Origin of the sequence: Polyangium mundeleinium (genome assembly GCF_028369105.1) — a bacterium.
GTDB lineage: Bacteria > Myxococcota_A > Polyangia > Polyangiales > Polyangiaceae > Polyangium > Polyangium mundeleinium.
In genome coordinates this window covers 12,105,291-12,119,915 of record NZ_JAQNDO010000001.1, presented here as the reverse complement: position 1 = coordinate 12,119,915, position 14,625 = coordinate 12,105,291, and the positions used below count along the sequence as shown (strand labels likewise).

Sequence of the window (14,625 nt, the reverse complement as noted above, 5' to 3'; positions counted from 1 at the left end):
CGTTCCTGCGCGGCGCTCCGTCCGGCCCGCTCGATCACACTACTTCACACAGACGCCGATCCCGTCGGGGAAGCTGTTCGCGCCGCCCTGGCAGAACATGCCATCGGGGCAGTCGTTGCCGCCCGTGTGGCAGAGCGCGAGACACTTCTTGAAGGCGGCCACGCAGAGGTAGCCCGCGGCGCACGGGCAGGGACCGTCGAGCCCGCTCGCCCCTGGCGCCACGCAGCTCGTCGTGCCGTCCTCGCGCACGAGCGTGCACGTCAGGCCCTCGGGGCACGACGTGTCGTCGAGCAGCGTGCACTCCGTCGCGGGGATGCACACCGGGATGGGGAGCGGCGTGGGGTTCATCGTGTCTTCCGCCATCGGCGCGGGCGCGCAGTACGTGTCCTCGGGACAAGCCTCGACCGCGCCGCAGCAGTAGGGCCTGCACGAACCCACGCTCGACCCGGTGAGCGCGCAGCCGAGCCCCGCCGCGCAGTCGCTCGTGCGCGTGCACGGGTCGCCCGTCTGGAAGGTGCCCGGCGTCAAACACTGGGCTGACGCGCCGTTCGGGGTCGGCACGATCTGACACGCGATCTGGGGCGCGCCTTCGGGGTTCATCGTGACGCCACAGCCGAGCGCGCTCTCGCTCGACATGCACCCCGCGCCGCAGAGGTGCGTGTACGACGTGTTGCCGTCGGGCGCCGGGTTCGGCGGGGGCAACGTGATGCCGCCCGAGGTGGCCCCGCCGCTCCCGCCGGAGCCGTCGGCCGTGGTCGGCCCCGTCGCTTCACCGCCGCCTGAGGTCCCGGAGTCGTAGTTCCCCACAGTCGAACGCTCATAACTGGCGTCGAGCTGGAAGTTGCACGCGACGCCGAGGACAGACGTGGCCGCGAGGGAAGAGAGAAGGAGAAGGGAGTGGAGGGAGCGCTTCGTAGAGGCCATGGCTAAGGAGGGGTGCGAGCGCGGGAAGGAATGCCCGAGTTTATCACCACCCCTCATTCACGTCCCGTGCCGCGAGGCGCTCACGCAAGGGATCGACGCGTCAGAATCCCGCCTCCCGCCCGCGGATGCTGCGCGAGCGCGGTGCCGAGCACGGACGATGGGGGAGGCTTCGGCGTCGAGATATGACGCCCGTGTCGTGGCGCGAGGTCGAGGCACAGCATCTGGCGCGTCCCGCTCCCTCGACAGGAGCGGGACGAGCGTCAGGGCGCCGTCGGATTACTTCGCTTCGACGTCGCGCGTGACCACGTTGCCCGCGCTGTCGTAGGCGCGGACGGCCACGATGTGCGCCCCGGGCGGCACGATCGACGCGAGGTCGACGTCGAAGGCCTCGGAGGGCTCGTCGAGGACGCCGTCGCTCGGGAAGAGCGGGCGCCACTCGTCGGAGCCGGCGATCGAGACCTCGATGCGGGCGATGGGGCCGAGGCCGTCGACGACCTCGCCCTTCAGCTTGCGGCCTTGCATCGCGAGCGCCTTGTAGACGGGCGGCGTGTTGTCGACGAGGACCGTGGCCGACTCGAGCGAGTGCTTCTGCACGCGGTCGGGCGGGTTCGAAAGCTCGTCCGTCGCCTCGACGAGGATGCGGTAGGGGCCCTCGGGCAGGCCCGTCGTGTCCCAGTCGAGCTCGGGCCGCGTGAGCTTCTCGCCCGGCTTCTGCACGCTGCGCCACGTGTTCTGGCCTTCGAGGCGGTACGAGACGCGGTAGCGCAGGTCGTCCTGATCGGGGTTGTCGACGCGCCACGAGAGCTTGACCGAGCTCGACGGCCGCGGCGACTCGCCGCCCGAGGCGACGATGCCCATCTTGCCGCTCTTGCTGCCGCTGTTCTTCGCCGTCGCGTCGATCGAGGTGATCACCGCGCGCGCGTTGTCGGTGACGAAGTAGAGCGTCACCTCGCGCAGCACCGCCTTCGGGTCGCGGCCCCACCGCGCGCGGATCTGCACGTAACGGCCCGGCGGGCTCTGCACGTCGCCGGGCGCGCCGAGGCCCGAAGACCACGCGCCCCACGTCGCGTCGGGCGTCTCGGTGTTGCCGCTGCGCGTGGAGAGCTCGAGCTGACCCTCGGAGCGCCACGCCAGACGACCGAACGTCGCGCGCAGGCCCGCGTCGAGCACCTTGCTCGTCCACACCGCGTCGGCGCCGCCCGTGCCCTTGATCTCGCGGAACACCACGGGGTCGGTGGTCGCGAGGAAGCGCTGCTTGCCGCTCACCACGACGGCGCCGATCTGGCGCTCGTCCGTATCGGCGACGAGGCTCGCGACGTGCGCGTCGTCGACCGTGTAGAGCCGCCCCTCGGCGCCCGTGCCCACGTACGGCGCGCCGGTGTCGTCGACCGCGAGCGCGACGTAGTGCGACTCGTTGTCGGTGAGGAGCTGCTCGGCGATGCCGTCCTTGCCGAAGCGGTAGAGCATGCCCTTGCCGGGCTTCGCGGGCCGCGTCGACTGCGGGCCGGCCGGGCCCGTGCGGTTGCGCTTCGGCGCCGCGAAGCTCTCGCCCATCTTGTTCGCCACCACGAACATCGAGCCGTTCTTGCCGAACGCGATCGCCTTCACCTCGTCGGCGTCGAAGTCGTACGCGACCGTCGCGCGGCCCGGACCCGTGATCTTGTAGAGCAGGCCTTTGCCATTCGAGCCCGCGTAGACCGTGCCGTCGTCGGCGACCGCGAGCGAGACGATATGCGCCTCGTCGCTGTCGAAATGCACCTGCGCCTTGCCCGCTTGATCGACCCGGAAGACCTTCCCCTCGGGCCCCGTCGCCGCGTAGAGCGACTTCGACTTCGCGTCGAACGCGAGTGCCCACACGTCCTCTGTGCCCGGCAGATCGCCGAACGCCGCCGCGGGGCCGCCGTTGCCGCCGCCCGCGGGCAATCGATAAAGCTTGCCGTCGGGGAACGTCCCCGCGATGACGTCGCCGTTCCAGGCGACGACGAGCGAGCTCACGGCCATTGCGCCCGTCGTCGCGACGAGCGTGGCCTTGCCGCCGGAGACCTTGAAGATCTTGCCGTCGCTGCCGGTGCCGAGCAGCACCGAGCCGTCGGGCAGCACGACCGAGCTCCACACGCTGCTCGCGTCCTGCACGGGGATCGAGCCGAGCGTGAGGCCCGCGCGCACGTTGCCGTTCGAGTCGACGCTCACGCCCGTCAGATCACCGCCCTTGAGCTCGTCGATCGTGTCGAGCTGGAAGGTGCGCGTACCGACGGCGGAGGCGGTTTTCGCGGGAACGACAGCGGCAGCGAGGACGAGCGCGCCGATGCCGAGGCGCGCGATCTTTCCAGGAGAGAGGGATGTCATGCGTGGAGCTTTCTTCGGGGCGGCGAGAAACAAGGGGCTACTTCGCCCCTCTCCCTCAGGGAGAGGGGTTGGGGGTGAGGGGCGTCCAATCAGCGCAGGACGTTGCGGACCTTCACGCGCACGGTGTCGCGACCGATCATGAACTGCTTCAGCGGCACGGCGGTTTGCACCTGGGCGACGAACACCTCGGCCGAGTCGGAGTCGACGCTCGAGCGGAGCGTGTCGAGCGCGCCGGCGGGCAGCCGCGAGGCGAGCTTGCCCTTGTAGGCAGCGCCGTTCTCGCGCAGCCGGAACGAGGCCACGATGCTCTCCGGATCGAAGGTCTGGTTCGGCAGGTTCGCCACGAGCTGCGCCACGTTCTCGGGCGAGGGCAGCGGGCGCTCCACCTCGTAGCCGGGGGCGAGCTCGATCTCGACCTCGCGGCCCGCGAGCTCCGTGGGCACGTCGACCTCGATGATCTTCGTCTCGGTCTTGCCCTGGTAGCGCTGCAATTCGAGCTGGATGTGCACCTTCGCGCCCGCGTCGATCTCCGGCTCGAGGATCTTCGCGCCGCGCAACGTGACGACGTCGCGCTCGTAGGAGACCTTCACCTCGGTCTCGATGCCTTCGATCGACACCGACTCCCAGGGGTTGTTCATGAGCGAGCCGACGGCGCGCACGAGGCGGCCGCGCACGAAGTCCTCGGCGCCGGGCGGATTGCCGTTGCCGGCGCCGAAGTCCGTCAGCGTGATCGTGCCCCAGCGGCCGATCTTCAGCTTGCTCGTGGCGCGGTAGGTGAGGTCGTTGCGCTCGGAGGCCGAGGTCTCGAACGCGTTGCCGATCGCCATCGCGACGAACGTGGGCGAGAGGAATTGATCGTGCGCGACCTCCAGGTTCCACGTCGGGTGCGGGACGCCGCCGGGCGCGGTGATCGTGACCTTCATCGGGAAGACGGGCGCCTTCACGCCCGAATCGACGACGATCGCGGCCTGGCGATCGTTGACGAGCGCGCCGACGGAGCGCACGGACTCGCCGATCTTGAAGCTCCGGTTCTGGCTCGCCATGATCCAGTGCACGCGCGCGACGGCCGTGGGCAATGCCTCGACGCCGCCGCCGAGCATGGGATGACCAAAGGCGACGAGCTTGTCGCCGCTCACGCGCGTGACCGTGCCGAGGCCCATTGCGGAGATGTCGCCGCGGATCAACTCGACGCCGATCGCGCCGCCGTCGACGAACTTCGTGGGCGCGTCGGCCGGGGGCTTCGTCGAGGTGCCGCCGCCGGCCTGGAGCGGCTCCATCCCCATCGGCCCGAGCAGGTTCTGCGCGATCTTGAGCGACGACCCCGCGAGCCCGCCGAGCATGATGGGCGTCGAGGCGCGGGCGAGCGCGCTGCCCTCGGGCGGCGCGAGGAGGCTCGCCGCGCGCGACGCGAGCTGCGTCGCGTGTCCTTGGAGGTCATAACTTTCCGGCGCGCCGTGGAACGTGCGGGCGTGTTTGTCGCGCTTGACGCGGCCGTCATCGTCGGCCGAGGGCAGGGGGCCCTTGCCGGGGATGGGCATGATCGCCTTCGGCATGGGGCGAGCGAGCTCTTCGAGCATCGACTTGATGGGCGTGACGCCGGCGATGGGCTCGACGCCGAAGAGCCATCCATAGGCGTAGGCGCCGATCATCTTGCCATTGAGGTAGATGGGGCTCCCGCTCATGCCGCCGACGGTGCGGGCGACGTCGAGGCGCGGGTGGTTCGGCGTCTTGATGAGGATGAGATCCTGGTTGGGCCGGAAATTCCTGAGCGTGGAGATGACCTCCACGTCGAAGCGCTCGGGGTTCGTCCCGGAGAACACGGTGAGCCCGTAGCCCTTCATGCCGGGCTTGACCTCGGAGAGCGGCAACGTATCGGGCGGGTCCGTGACGGCCTCGGCGACGCCCACACCCACGAGGGCGCTCGTGATCACACCGAGGGCGAGGCCTGCGGGCACGACGCGGGAGCCGGGGAGGAGTCTGTCGAGGAGGGAAGATCGAGGAGAGGCGGGGCGATCTGTGTCGCGGACGGGGATGAGGCTTCTCGGCACGGGCAGAGCTTAGCGTGAAAATGGAGCGGGGACAGAGCCGCGAGCGTGGATCGATCGTGGTGATCGCGCCGGGTTCGTGGGAAAGGGCGCGGGAGGTCTGCGAAGTCGAGGCGAGTCGGCTCCGCCCGCGCTAGGCTCGGGCGCGTGTCCGGTAAGGACGTTGCCGTCGTCGTCCTCCTGATCGTGGGGTTCGCCTCGTTCGTGACCACGCACGTGTGGCTCGCGGGGAGGTTGATTCTCCGCGGATCGTCCCGCTTGCGTGGGATGCTCGCGCTCGTCGTGCCGCCGCTCGCGCCGGTCTGGGGATATCGGCAAGGCTTCCGAAAAGGCGCCGCGTTGTGGGTGGTCGCGCTCGTCACGTACGTGACGGCGCGGGTCGTCGCGTTTTTCGCTTGAGCGAGCTAGCGCGTCAGGGGCTCGGGCGCCTCTTTGACGTGGCGCTCCCAGACGAGCTTGTTCGCGCCCTCGGCGACCCATCGATCACGCACCTTCTTGGCGACGTCGCGGTGTTCGGTGGCGACGACGGCGAAACCCTGGACGAGGCACGTGCCCGGGAAGGACTGGTAGGCGGCGACGGCGCCGACGTAATCGTCGCGGCCGAGCAAGCTGTCGAGCCTGCCTTCGACGAGGTCGACGATCATGGGACGGATCTCGGCGCCGACGCTCTGTGTCATGCGGACGCGTTGACGCTCGCCGATCCGGACGCCGTTCGCGTCGGCGATGGGCGTGGCCATGTCGAGGAACTTGGCGAGACAAGCCTCGGGCTCGTTCGGGCCTTCGATGGTCGTGTACCAGATGGAAGCGACGGCGTAGTGGTCGTCGCCGTACCGATAGGAGGCGCGGGTGGGGTGTCCGAAGATGCGGACCCTGCGCCAGTTTTTCCAGTCGGCGAGGGGGACGTGGAGGGTGTTCCAGAAGTCGCGGCGAAAGCCCCAGGGTTCGGCGCCGAGCCTGGCGAGGGCGGCGCTCTCGGGATCATCGGCGTCGCCGCCCGGGTTCTCGCGGGTGACGGTCTTGGGCGTCGGGGGCGCGCCGGGGGGCTGCGTGTTCGTCTGCGAGGCGCATCCCTCGGCAACGAGGAGAAGTGCAAGAAGAGGAAGCAAACGCGACATCGACATGGCGAGCCCCTCGGGGTGAACGAGCTTCAAGGCTAGCAGGTAGACGGAGGTCGCGTGCGGAGCACGCAGGGGCGCGGGCAGGATCGTGGGGCCTCGCGGTCGAGGTCGGGGACGTCGCGGGCGAAGTCGGGGAGCTCGTGGAGGAGGTCGGGGAGCTCGTGGCGGAGGTCGGGGGACCTCCTGGCGGAGGTCGGTGGACCTCCTGGACGAAGTTGGGGAGCTCGTGGAGGAGGTCGGGGAGCTCGTGGAGGAGGTCGGTGGACCTCCTGGACGAAGTCGGAGAACTCGTGGAGGAGGTCGGGGACCTCGTGGACGAAGTCGGAGAACTCGTGGAGGAGGTCGGGGACCTCGTGGTCGGAGTCGGGGACCTCGTGGACGAAGTCCGGGGACCTCCTGGACGAAGTCGGGGAGCTCGTGGAGGAGGTCGGCGACCTCGTGGTGGAAGTCGGCGACCTTGTGGTGGAAGTCGGGGACCTCGTGGTCGAGGTCAGGCGGGTTCGCCGATGGCGTTCGCGAAGGCGCTCGCGCTCGTGGCGGTGGCGGCGAGGACGAGCCAGCGATCGAGGGTCTCGATGTCGGTGCACGTCGCAATGCGCGCGCGCGTCAGAGGCGGAATGTCCAGGCCGCGAGCGAGGAGGACCCGTTCGATCGACGTGACACGACCACGTGCTTCCCCACGCGTCTCGCCGCGCGCTTCGCCACGCTTTTCCACCCACTCGTCCGTGTAACGCGCCACCTCGCGCTGATCGAAGAACGCGGTCACGGGCAGCGCCGTGAGCCCGTACTTGTCGAGCGCGGGGATCATCGGGACCTCCGCGCCGGGGCGGTAGACGACGGACGCGACCCCGCGGCGCAGGACCTCGACCTCGTGCCGCTCGGCGTGGACGATCCAGACCTCGGGCCAGTCGTGTTCGAGGTAAAGCTTCACCTTCTCTTCGAGGTACTTCTTCGACTGCGTGCCGCGGATCTCGACCGCGAGCACGGGCGTGCCGCGATAGGCGTCGTTTCGCGGGGCGACGAGGTCGCTGACGACGACGACGTCGGGCGCGCGGAGCGAGGGGCCCTGCTCGTCCGTCAGGTCGCAGTAGATGTCGGCGAGGACCGTGTGACCCTCCCGGGCATGCACGCGGAACAAGGCCGCGAGCAGGGCCATGGTGATGCCGTGGATGTCCTTGCTCCCCATCTGCTCCACCAGCTCTCCTCGGTGGAGCTCCCACGGGCTGCCGTCGTAGCAGTCGTCGGGCGTTCCCAGCCGAAGACCGTTCGGTCCGAAGTCGCGGAGCTCGATCGGGCCGGTCCTGCGGGGAGGGCGGGTCGGTCGTGCGTCCATGTGTGGAACGTAGCACGGGCGGAGGGTGGATTGACCGGGCGAGGGCAGCCGTGCACCGCCCCTGGGCCGGCTCCTCGATGGAGAGCTACCGCTCGCCGCGGCGGAGGCGATCAAGCTCCGCCTGGAGCGCTGCCACTCGTTGTTCGGCCTCATCGGCCCGCTTGCGCTCTTCCTCCACCTGCTTGCGCTCTTCCTCCACCTGCTTGCGCTCTTCCTCCACCTGCTTGCGCTCTTCCTCGGCCCGCTTGCGCTCTTCCTCGGCCCGCTTGCGCTCTTGTTTGGCCCGCCGACGCTCTTCCTTGACCTGCCGCCTCGCCTCTTCGAGCGCGCGTTCGTCCTCCTCGCGGCGGTGCACGAGGCCGTCCACCATCGTTTCGAGCTGACCGATGATCTCTTCCGATTCCAGGAGCGGCGTGCCTCCGACCACGAAGCGCAGGCGGCCCTCCACGAGCATCAAGTCGAGCCCCAGCAGCGCGGACGCATAACGTCCCCCCTGCGGCACGATGGGCTGGTAGACGCGCGCTCCCGGCGACACGAGTCGATGACCGCGCAGGCTGAGTCGGCCCCGGTCGAAGATGAAATACTCCGGGATCCCCAGCTCGGCGTAGAGCGCGACGTTGCGCTCGTGATCCTTGCGCTTGTCGCCCTCGACGTGCACTTCGAGCACGAAGTCGAGCCCCTTGCCTTCCGTGGCGACGACCCACTTCGACCGCGGACGCGGGTCGACGTCGAGGACGGCCAGGACATCGGGCACGATGCGCGGGCGGTCCGGGTAGTACGTCGCGAGCTCCGAGGAGAGGTAGACCCTGCGGCCCATGCGGCGGAAGAAGCGGCCGAGCACGTCGAGGGTGCGCTCCTTGGCCTCGCGGTGCGGATCCCCTTCGGGCGCCATGACGTCGATGGGGACGTCGGCCGGAAGCATGTCCACGACGCGCCGCCGCTCCTCGGCGGACAGGGCGTTCCAGACCTCCTCGGAAGGGGCGCGCGGGTCCTCGGGGTCGACGGCGAACACGAGCGGCGGCGTCATAGGGGAAAACGTAGCATGTCGGGTGTCGCCATCGCCGCTGCGCGCCGCGGGTGCGTCGCCGAAGGCCGGTGTGTTAGCGTCGCAAGAACGAGTTTTTCCGCCCGCATGAGCACCGATAGCGCCCCAAAGAGCCCCGCCGGTGCCTCGCCCGAGCCGAAGGCGCCCGAGCTGGGGGACGTCGTCGCGGGCAAGTACCGCGTCGAGCGCGTGATCGGAAAAGGCGGCATGGGGCTCGTCGTCGAGGCCCAGCACACGACGCTGCCTCAGCGCGTCGCCATCAAGATCCTCCTGCCCGAAGCGGCCAAGCAGGATGACGCCGTGGAGCGATTTCTGCGCGAGGCCCGCGCCGCCGTGTCGATCCAGAGCGAGCACGTCGCGCGCGTGATGGACCTCGGCACGCTCGCGTCCGGCTTGCCGTACATGGTGATGGAGCTGCTCACGGGGGCCGATCTGCAAGAGATCGTGCGGCAGCGCGGGCCCTTGCCCATCGCGCAGGCCGTCGACGCCGTGCTGCAAGCCTCCGAGGCCATCGCCGAGGCGCACGTGCTCGGCATCATCCATCGCGACCTCAAGCCCGCGAACCTCTTCGTCACCACGCGTCCCGATGGCTCGCCGCTCGTGAAGGTGCTCGATTTCGGCCTCGCCAAGGCGACGAGGGGCGACGCGCTCTACACGAGCCTCACCGCGGCGAACGTGATCATCGGCTCGCCGTTTTACATGTCGCCCGAGCAGATCCGCGGGCTCAAAGGGCTCGACGCGCGCACCGACATCTGGGCCCTCGGCGTCATCCTGTATCAGATCCTCACCGGCAAGCGGCCCTTCGAGGCGGACGCGACGCACGCGCTTTTCCTGATGATCGGCGGCGATCCGCCCGCCCCGCCGCGCTGGCAGAGGCCCGAGATCCCCGCGGGGCTCGAGGCCGTCGTGCTGCAATGCCTCGAAAAAAAGCCGAGCGATCGCCCGCCGTCGGTCGCCGATCTCGCGCGGCTCTTGCTCCCGTTCGCCTCCGAGGAGGGGCGCATTTCGGTGGAGCGCATTCATCGCCTGCAAGGCGTCGCGCCGCCCGAGCGTCCGCCCTCGATCGTCGAGGGGACCGAAAAGGGCAGAGCCCTGGAGCAGGCCGCGAGCCGAGCCTTCGGCGAGGTCTCGATGTCGGACCATGCGACGACGTTGCGACAACCAGCCAAAGCGCCTCCAGCCGAGGCGCCGAGCGCGCAGAATGGCGCCACCGTGGTGATCCCGAGGCCCGTGCCGATGCCCCCCGCGCCCATCGTCGAAGCGCCGACGTCGAGCTCGCGGGGCCTCGCCGCTGCCGTCGTGGCCGTGGTCGTGGTCCTCGTCGTGATGGCCGCGGTGCTCGCCCTGCGCGCGTGGTGATACCGTCGACGGGCCATGGACGTCGTCGCTCAAGGCCCGCTCCCCGTCGCTTCGCTCCTCTGGCAATCGCGCCCCGGCGCGTGGGCGCTCACGGTGATCTGCAAAGCGACGTTTTTGCTCGTGCCCACCGCGGCAGAGCTCGCGCCCGAGCAGGATCCGATCGTCGAGCAGGACGAGCACTGGGACGACGACGAGACACGTAGCCTGCGCGCCGCGAGCGACATCGCCCCGCTCAAGCAACGCGCCGACGTCGTGCTCGTGGGCATGGCCTTCGCGCCCGAGGCGCGCCCCGTGCGCTCGTTCGTGGCGCGGATGATCGTGGGCGACATCGATAAATCGATCGAGGTGTTCTGCGACCGGGCCTTCACGCTCGACGGCGCGCTGCAAGAAGGGCCGCGCATCACGCGGATGTCCTTGCGTTACGAGCGCGCCGGCGGCGGGCCGGATACGTGGAACCCCGCGGGCATGCGGCCCGACGCGCGCGATCGGCAGGGCCGCATCGCCGTCCCCAATTTGCAGCCGCTCGACAAGGTGGTGAGCGGCCCTGGAGATTTGCTGACGCCGATCGGATTCGGTCCGATCGCGGCGCGCTGGCCCTCGCGGCAGCAGAAGCTCGGTCGTCACGCAGGTCGATGGAGCCCCGCGGATCTCACGCGCGCGCCCGCGCCGGAGGACGTCGAGCTCGCGTATTTCCAGGTCGCGCCGCCCGATCAGCAGGTCGACGCGCTGCGCAGCAACGAGCGCATCGTGCTCGACAACCTGCACCCGACACACGCGCACCTCGTGACGAGCCTGCCGGGGCTCGAGCCGAAGGCCGTGCTGTCGGGGCGCGAAGGGGGGCCACGCGTGATCCCGATGCGCGCCGATACGCTGGTGATCGATACGGAGCGCGCGGCCTGCGTGGTGACGTGGCGCGCGCAGATTCCCCTGCGGAGCGAGAAGGAAGAGGGGCGCGTGGTGGTCACGCTCGACGCTCCAGGGAACACATCCGAGGCGCCCGAGGAGAGGAGCCGGACGACGGTGTTCGTGCGCGAGGAGCGCGCGCCGTCCGAGGCCACGATGCCGTTCAAGGCGGCCTCGCCGGACGTGGTCGTCACGTTCGCGTCGCCGCCGCCGCCGCGCGCGCCGCTCGATCGGCCTCCCTCGGAGCGGACGGCGGCGATCGAGCGCGACGAGCTTCTCGCCCCCGCCGCGGCGTTGCCCTTCGCCGCGGCGGCGCCGGAGGCGAACACGAGCGCGGCGGCTCCGGCGATCAAGCCGCCTGCGTTGATCTTCGACACGCCCGCGCCTTCGCCCGCGCCCGCGCCGAGCCCGTGGGCGAGCGGCGTGCCGCAGGCGCCCGCGCCGGAAGCGGTGGAGCCGATCGTTGCTGCTCGAAAGACCATCGGCGAGGCCGTGGTCGAGAGCGCGCTGCCCGCGGCGCCTGCGGCGTCGACCGCGGAGGCGCCGGGCTTCACGGTCGCGGCGGCGACGTACCGAGGCGCGTCGAAGGGTGACGCGCTCGTGCTCTCGTGGCTCGATCGAAAGAGCATGCCGCGCGTCGTGCGCAAGCGCGCGTGGCAGGAGATCCTCGACGCGCGGGAGGAGGAGCCGATCGATCCGGAGATCGACGATCCGGCGCTGTTCAAGGATCCGGCCGAGATGGAGGACCGCGCGCAGGCGCACGTGATCCTCGATCGCGCCGCGCCCGTGGGGTTCGGAGGGCTGCTCGACGTGGCGACGAGAGCGGCGAAGCGCGGCTCGCTCGTGCCGCCCCTCGAGATGTGCGAGGGGGAGCTCGTGCTGACCTTCGACGCGAGCGAGGCGTCGAGGCTCCGCGAATCGTACGCGGCGCGCACGCCCGCGCCTGCGGGGGACGAGCTCGACGAGCTCGTCGCGCGCGCGCTCTGCGAGGAGCGGCATTACGAGCGGCGCCGGCTGCTCGGCGGGCCGCACCTGCGCGCGCTCCTGCACCCGCCGGGGGAGCCGCATCCGATGGTGGTTTATCTGCCGGCGGCCCTCGCCGACGAATTACCGCTGTTCTCGCGGTTTCCGGCGCGGCTCCTCGTGGAGGTGCATTTCACGGTGGACCCGCAGGAGAAGCTGCCCATTGCATTGCGGGCCGTGGCGCTCGGGCGGGTGGTTCGGCTGCCCCAGGGGTGAAGGCGCCGTCATGCCGCCCCGTAGGCCTGGCCGCCCGAGTCAATGATCCAGCGCCTGCACGTGCGGCACGCACCCAGGCGGGATTTGTCGGACGCTCTGAAGGCGACGAAATAACAACCCTGGAGGTTGGTCGCCCTCTTGCCCGCCGCATAGGCATTGACGAGGGTGTGCACTTCGGCGCAATTGATTCCGAAGCACCACTCCGCACGGTCCGCGTTGGTGAGGTCTTTCGGGATCCGATCCCAGATCTCGGCGGGTACGAGGCCCTGGCGGTTGGGTTTGCCGCTGCTCCCGCTGTACCAGCGCTTCGTCTCGGAATCCCACATCTCGCACCAAACGGTCGCGGATCCGGAGCTCCGCTTCTTCAGGTTCTCCGTGGCGATCGCGACGGCTTCCGCGAGGTTGGTCGGCGTCAGCAGGCGCTCCCGGATCATCGCAGCGGTGATCTGAACGTCTGCGGGGGCCATGGACCTCAGATTGATCCCCTGGGCGACGGCGGTGATTCCGTGAGGGGTCGTGATTCTCTCCGCTCGCACCTGCTCGATCGCGCTCGCCAGGAGATCTTGCCGGGTGAGGCCCATCGCGCTGCCGGGGATCCGACAGCGCACGATTCCGGTCGGCTCGCCGTTGTGGAGCACCTGAGACGCTGCGATGATCCGGCGAGCGTGTTCGCCCGGCTGAAACCTCTCCAGAGGGCTGTCATCGTCAGGGCGCATCATGGCGCGTGTCCTCGCTCGGAGGCGCATTCGGCTGCTGCCTCCCATTCTTCATCGGAGAGACGCTCCCCCAGCAGGCGAATCCGCTCGTCCTGTGGGATCGATTCGTCCGAAAGCACGGCGCGCACGGCCGGGTGCTCGTGAAACCTCGGCCCCACGACGAGCGAGAGCCCCACGAACGCGCCGAGCGACGATTGCCACGTGAGGCCGAATGCCCGGCCCTGCGCCACGCCCGCGCGGATGGCGGCGCGGAGGTGCGCGTCGTCGAGGCGATGAACCTCGGGGTCGGGACATTGGCGGAGGAAGACGAAAATGCCCTCGACGAGCGCGTCCTCCACCAGCGGTTCGAAGGCCTTTTGCTGCCCCCGGCGCAACGTCAGCATCGCCCTATCCCTCCTGCCCGAGCCGCAAGAGCTCGCCCGTGGCGCCCTCGACGAGGAACGATTTGATCTCCGTCCCCAGGATCTCGCTCCGCTGCCGCGGCGTGCACGCCGGCCAGAAGAGGCGGAGGACGCGCGGATCATAGAACCTGAAATAAAGCCGCTTCCCCGTCTCCTCGTCGCGCACCATGAGCGACCGACGTAGCCTTTGGCGGACCTCCTTGAAGGGCCGCTCGCTCGTCAGATACACGCCCCAGCTCTCGCCCCACGCGTCCTCCACGAGGACCGAAAGCAGCGGCGAACCCGGCTGGAGGTGCACGAGGTACGGCGCCACCTCGGCGAGGGCCTCGCCTTTCGGGCCTTCGTAGAGCGAGCGGAATTCCTCGTCGCATGCGGCGAGCAAGGCGCGGACGCGCCGATCCCGGGCCGCATCCAGAATCGCGAAGAGATGCTTCTCCCGCGACAGCACCACGAGCGCCTCCCGGCGCGCCGAAAGCATCTCCGGCGAAGGTGGCGTCCCGGGCGGCGCCGGCGGTAGCTCCGAGCGGAGATCCTCGCTGCGGATGCGGAACAGAAACCGCGTCCCGCCCGCGCCGATCCACGCGCCGTTCCTCAGCTCGGCCTCGTCCACGTGCTTGCCGTCGAGCTCCGTCCCTTGCCGGCTCCGGTCGCGCAGGCGGCACGTGGCGCCGTCCCATGCGAGCTCGAAATGCGCGAGGGCCATTTTCTCGTCGTGCGCCAGGATCAGATCCGCCTGCCCGCCGCGCCCCACGCAAAAGGGCCGGCCCAAAGGGAGCCGCACCTGCTGCCCCGCGGATCGCCCCGTGACGATGGAAAGAACGGCCTTCATGGCTCCCCGCTCGGCCCGGCGAGCGCGCTCGGCTCGCATTCCTCGCAGAAGGGCAAACCCAGCGCCGCGGCCAGGAGCAGCACCTGGATCTGCGGCGTCGTGCCGATGTTCACCGTGGCAAACCCGGTGCTGATCACCGCGCCGTCCACGGCCAGATCGTCGACGCGCGCGGCCGGCATTCCGCCGATGAACACCGTCTCGCAACCCTTGGCGATCTCGCTCGGCACCTCCTGGCAAAGGATCTCGTCCTCGACCCGCGCGGCCGGCTGGAAGCCGATGATCACCGTCGGGCACCCTTCCGTGATGATGCCCGCGCCGTGGACCTCGCACGTCAGCACGTCGTCGATGCGCGCAGCGAGGGGCATGG

Annotated in this window: 13 protein-coding genes; 3 read left to right on the top strand and 10 right to left on the bottom strand. The window is 69.9% G+C overall.

The annotated features are described in order from the left end of the window. Window positions 1-39: 39 nt before the first annotated feature. The 3 genes from POL67_RS47945 to POL67_RS47935 all read right to left on the bottom strand — a co-directional run bounded on the left by POL67_RS47945 (window position 40) and on the right by POL67_RS47935 (window position 5,225). Window positions 40-924, bottom strand: coding sequence for a hypothetical protein (locus tag POL67_RS47945; RefSeq protein WP_271928665.1), 885 nt, complete (start codon window positions 922-924; stop codon window positions 40-42). 276 nt (window positions 925-1,200) lie between these two features. Then, window positions 1,201-3,270: a hypothetical protein gene (locus POL67_RS47940; protein ID WP_271928664.1), complete on the bottom strand. Its 2,070-nt coding sequence runs from the start codon at window positions 3,268-3,270 to the stop codon at window positions 1,201-1,203. Between the two features lie 89 nt (window positions 3,271-3,359). Further along, window positions 3,360-5,225 (bottom strand): SpoIVB peptidase S55 domain-containing protein, encoded by a 1,866-nt coding sequence (locus tag POL67_RS47935; RefSeq protein WP_271928663.1) that lies wholly within the window; start codon window positions 5,223-5,225, stop codon window positions 3,360-3,362. 237 nt (window positions 5,226-5,462) lie between these two features. Here POL67_RS47935 and POL67_RS47930 point away from each other — a divergent pair, with 237 nt between their 5' ends. Continuing rightward, entirely contained in the window at window positions 5,463-5,714 is a 252-nt protein-coding gene (locus POL67_RS47930) for a hypothetical protein (protein WP_271928662.1), read from the top strand. A 5-nt stretch (window positions 5,715-5,719) separates the two neighbouring features. Here the strand turns inward: POL67_RS47930 and POL67_RS47925 are convergent, their stop codons facing one another. The 3 genes from POL67_RS47925 to POL67_RS47915 all read right to left on the bottom strand — a co-directional run bounded on the left by POL67_RS47925 (window position 5,720) and on the right by POL67_RS47915 (window position 8,793). Beyond that, a complete protein-coding gene (locus POL67_RS47925) occupies window positions 5,720-6,466 on the bottom strand; it encodes a hypothetical protein (protein ID WP_271928661.1) in 747 nt (248 codons plus the stop codon). 457 nt (window positions 6,467-6,923) lie between these two features. Further along, window positions 6,924-7,766, bottom strand: coding sequence for a Uma2 family endonuclease (locus POL67_RS47920; RefSeq protein WP_271928659.1), 843 nt, complete (start codon window positions 7,764-7,766; stop codon window positions 6,924-6,926). Window positions 7,767-7,851: 85 nt separating this feature from the next. Further along, window positions 7,852-8,793, bottom strand: coding sequence for a Uma2 family endonuclease (locus tag POL67_RS47915; protein WP_271928658.1), 942 nt, complete (start codon window positions 8,791-8,793; stop codon window positions 7,852-7,854). Window positions 8,794-8,898: 105 nt separating this feature from the next. Between POL67_RS47915 and POL67_RS47910 the strand changes: the two genes are divergently transcribed. Next, window positions 8,899-10,170, top strand: a complete 1,272-nt coding sequence (locus POL67_RS47910) for a serine/threonine-protein kinase (protein WP_271928657.1) — start codon at window positions 8,899-8,901, stop codon at window positions 10,168-10,170. A 15-nt stretch (window positions 10,171-10,185) separates the two neighbouring features. Further along, window positions 10,186-12,312, top strand: coding sequence for a DUF2169 family type VI secretion system accessory protein (locus tag POL67_RS47905; RefSeq protein ID WP_271928656.1), 2,127 nt, complete (start codon window positions 10,186-10,188; stop codon window positions 12,310-12,312). A gap of 8 nt (window positions 12,313-12,320) precedes the next feature. On the opposite strand, the gene POL67_RS47900 is transcribed toward POL67_RS47905, so the two are convergent. The 4 genes from POL67_RS47900 to POL67_RS47885 form a co-directional block, all read right to left on the bottom strand. Further along, entirely contained in the window at window positions 12,321-12,893 is a 573-nt protein-coding gene (locus tag POL67_RS47900) for a hypothetical protein (RefSeq protein ID WP_271928655.1), read from the bottom strand. A gap of 134 nt (window positions 12,894-13,027) precedes the next feature. Next, window positions 13,028-13,411, bottom strand: a complete 384-nt coding sequence (locus POL67_RS47895) for a hypothetical protein (RefSeq protein ID WP_271928654.1) — start codon at window positions 13,409-13,411, stop codon at window positions 13,028-13,030. Between the two features lie 4 nt (window positions 13,412-13,415). Continuing rightward, on the bottom strand, window positions 13,416-14,258 hold the full coding sequence (locus POL67_RS47890; protein WP_271928652.1) for a DUF4123 domain-containing protein: 843 nt from the start codon (window positions 14,256-14,258) through the stop codon (window positions 13,416-13,418). Next, window positions 14,255-14,623, bottom strand: coding sequence for a PAAR domain-containing protein (locus POL67_RS47885; protein ID WP_271928649.1), 369 nt, complete (start codon window positions 14,621-14,623; stop codon window positions 14,255-14,257). The genes POL67_RS47890 and POL67_RS47885 overlap by 4 nt, the downstream gene beginning before the upstream one ends. Window positions 14,624-14,625 lie beyond the last annotated feature (2 nt).

Bases quoted from the DNA above. Each gene is read 5' to 3' on its own strand.
- POL67_RS47945 (WP_271928665.1), bottom strand. From the start codon at position 924: ATGGCCTCTACGAAGCGCTCCCTCCACTCCCTTCTCCTTCTCTCTTCC.
- POL67_RS47940 (WP_271928664.1), bottom strand. From the start codon at position 3,270: ATGACATCCCTCTCTCCTGGAAAGATCGCGCGCCTCGGCATCGGCGCG.
- POL67_RS47920 (WP_271928659.1), bottom strand. From the start codon at position 7,766: ATGGACGCACGACCGACCCGCCCTCCCCGCAGGACCGGCCCGATCGAG.
- POL67_RS47915 (WP_271928658.1), bottom strand. From the start codon at position 8,793: ATGACGCCGCCGCTCGTGTTCGCCGTCGACCCCGAGGACCCGCGCGCC.
- POL67_RS47910 (WP_271928657.1), top strand. From the start codon at position 8,899: ATGAGCACCGATAGCGCCCCAAAGAGCCCCGCCGGTGCCTCGCCCGAG.
- POL67_RS47905 (WP_271928656.1), top strand. From the start codon at position 10,186: ATGGACGTCGTCGCTCAAGGCCCGCTCCCCGTCGCTTCGCTCCTCTGG.
- POL67_RS47900 (WP_271928655.1), bottom strand. From the start codon at position 12,893: ATGGGCCTCACCCGGCAAGATCTCCTGGCGAGCGCGATCGAGCAGGTG.
- POL67_RS47895 (WP_271928654.1), bottom strand. From the start codon at position 13,411: ATGCTGACGTTGCGCCGGGGGCAGCAAAAGGCCTTCGAACCGCTGGTG.
- POL67_RS47890 (WP_271928652.1), bottom strand. From the start codon at position 14,258: ATGAAGGCCGTTCTTTCCATCGTCACGGGGCGATCCGCGGGGCAGCAG.
- POL67_RS47885 (WP_271928649.1), bottom strand. From the start codon at position 14,623: ATGCCCCTCGCTGCGCGCATCGACGACGTGCTGACGTGCGAGGTCCAC.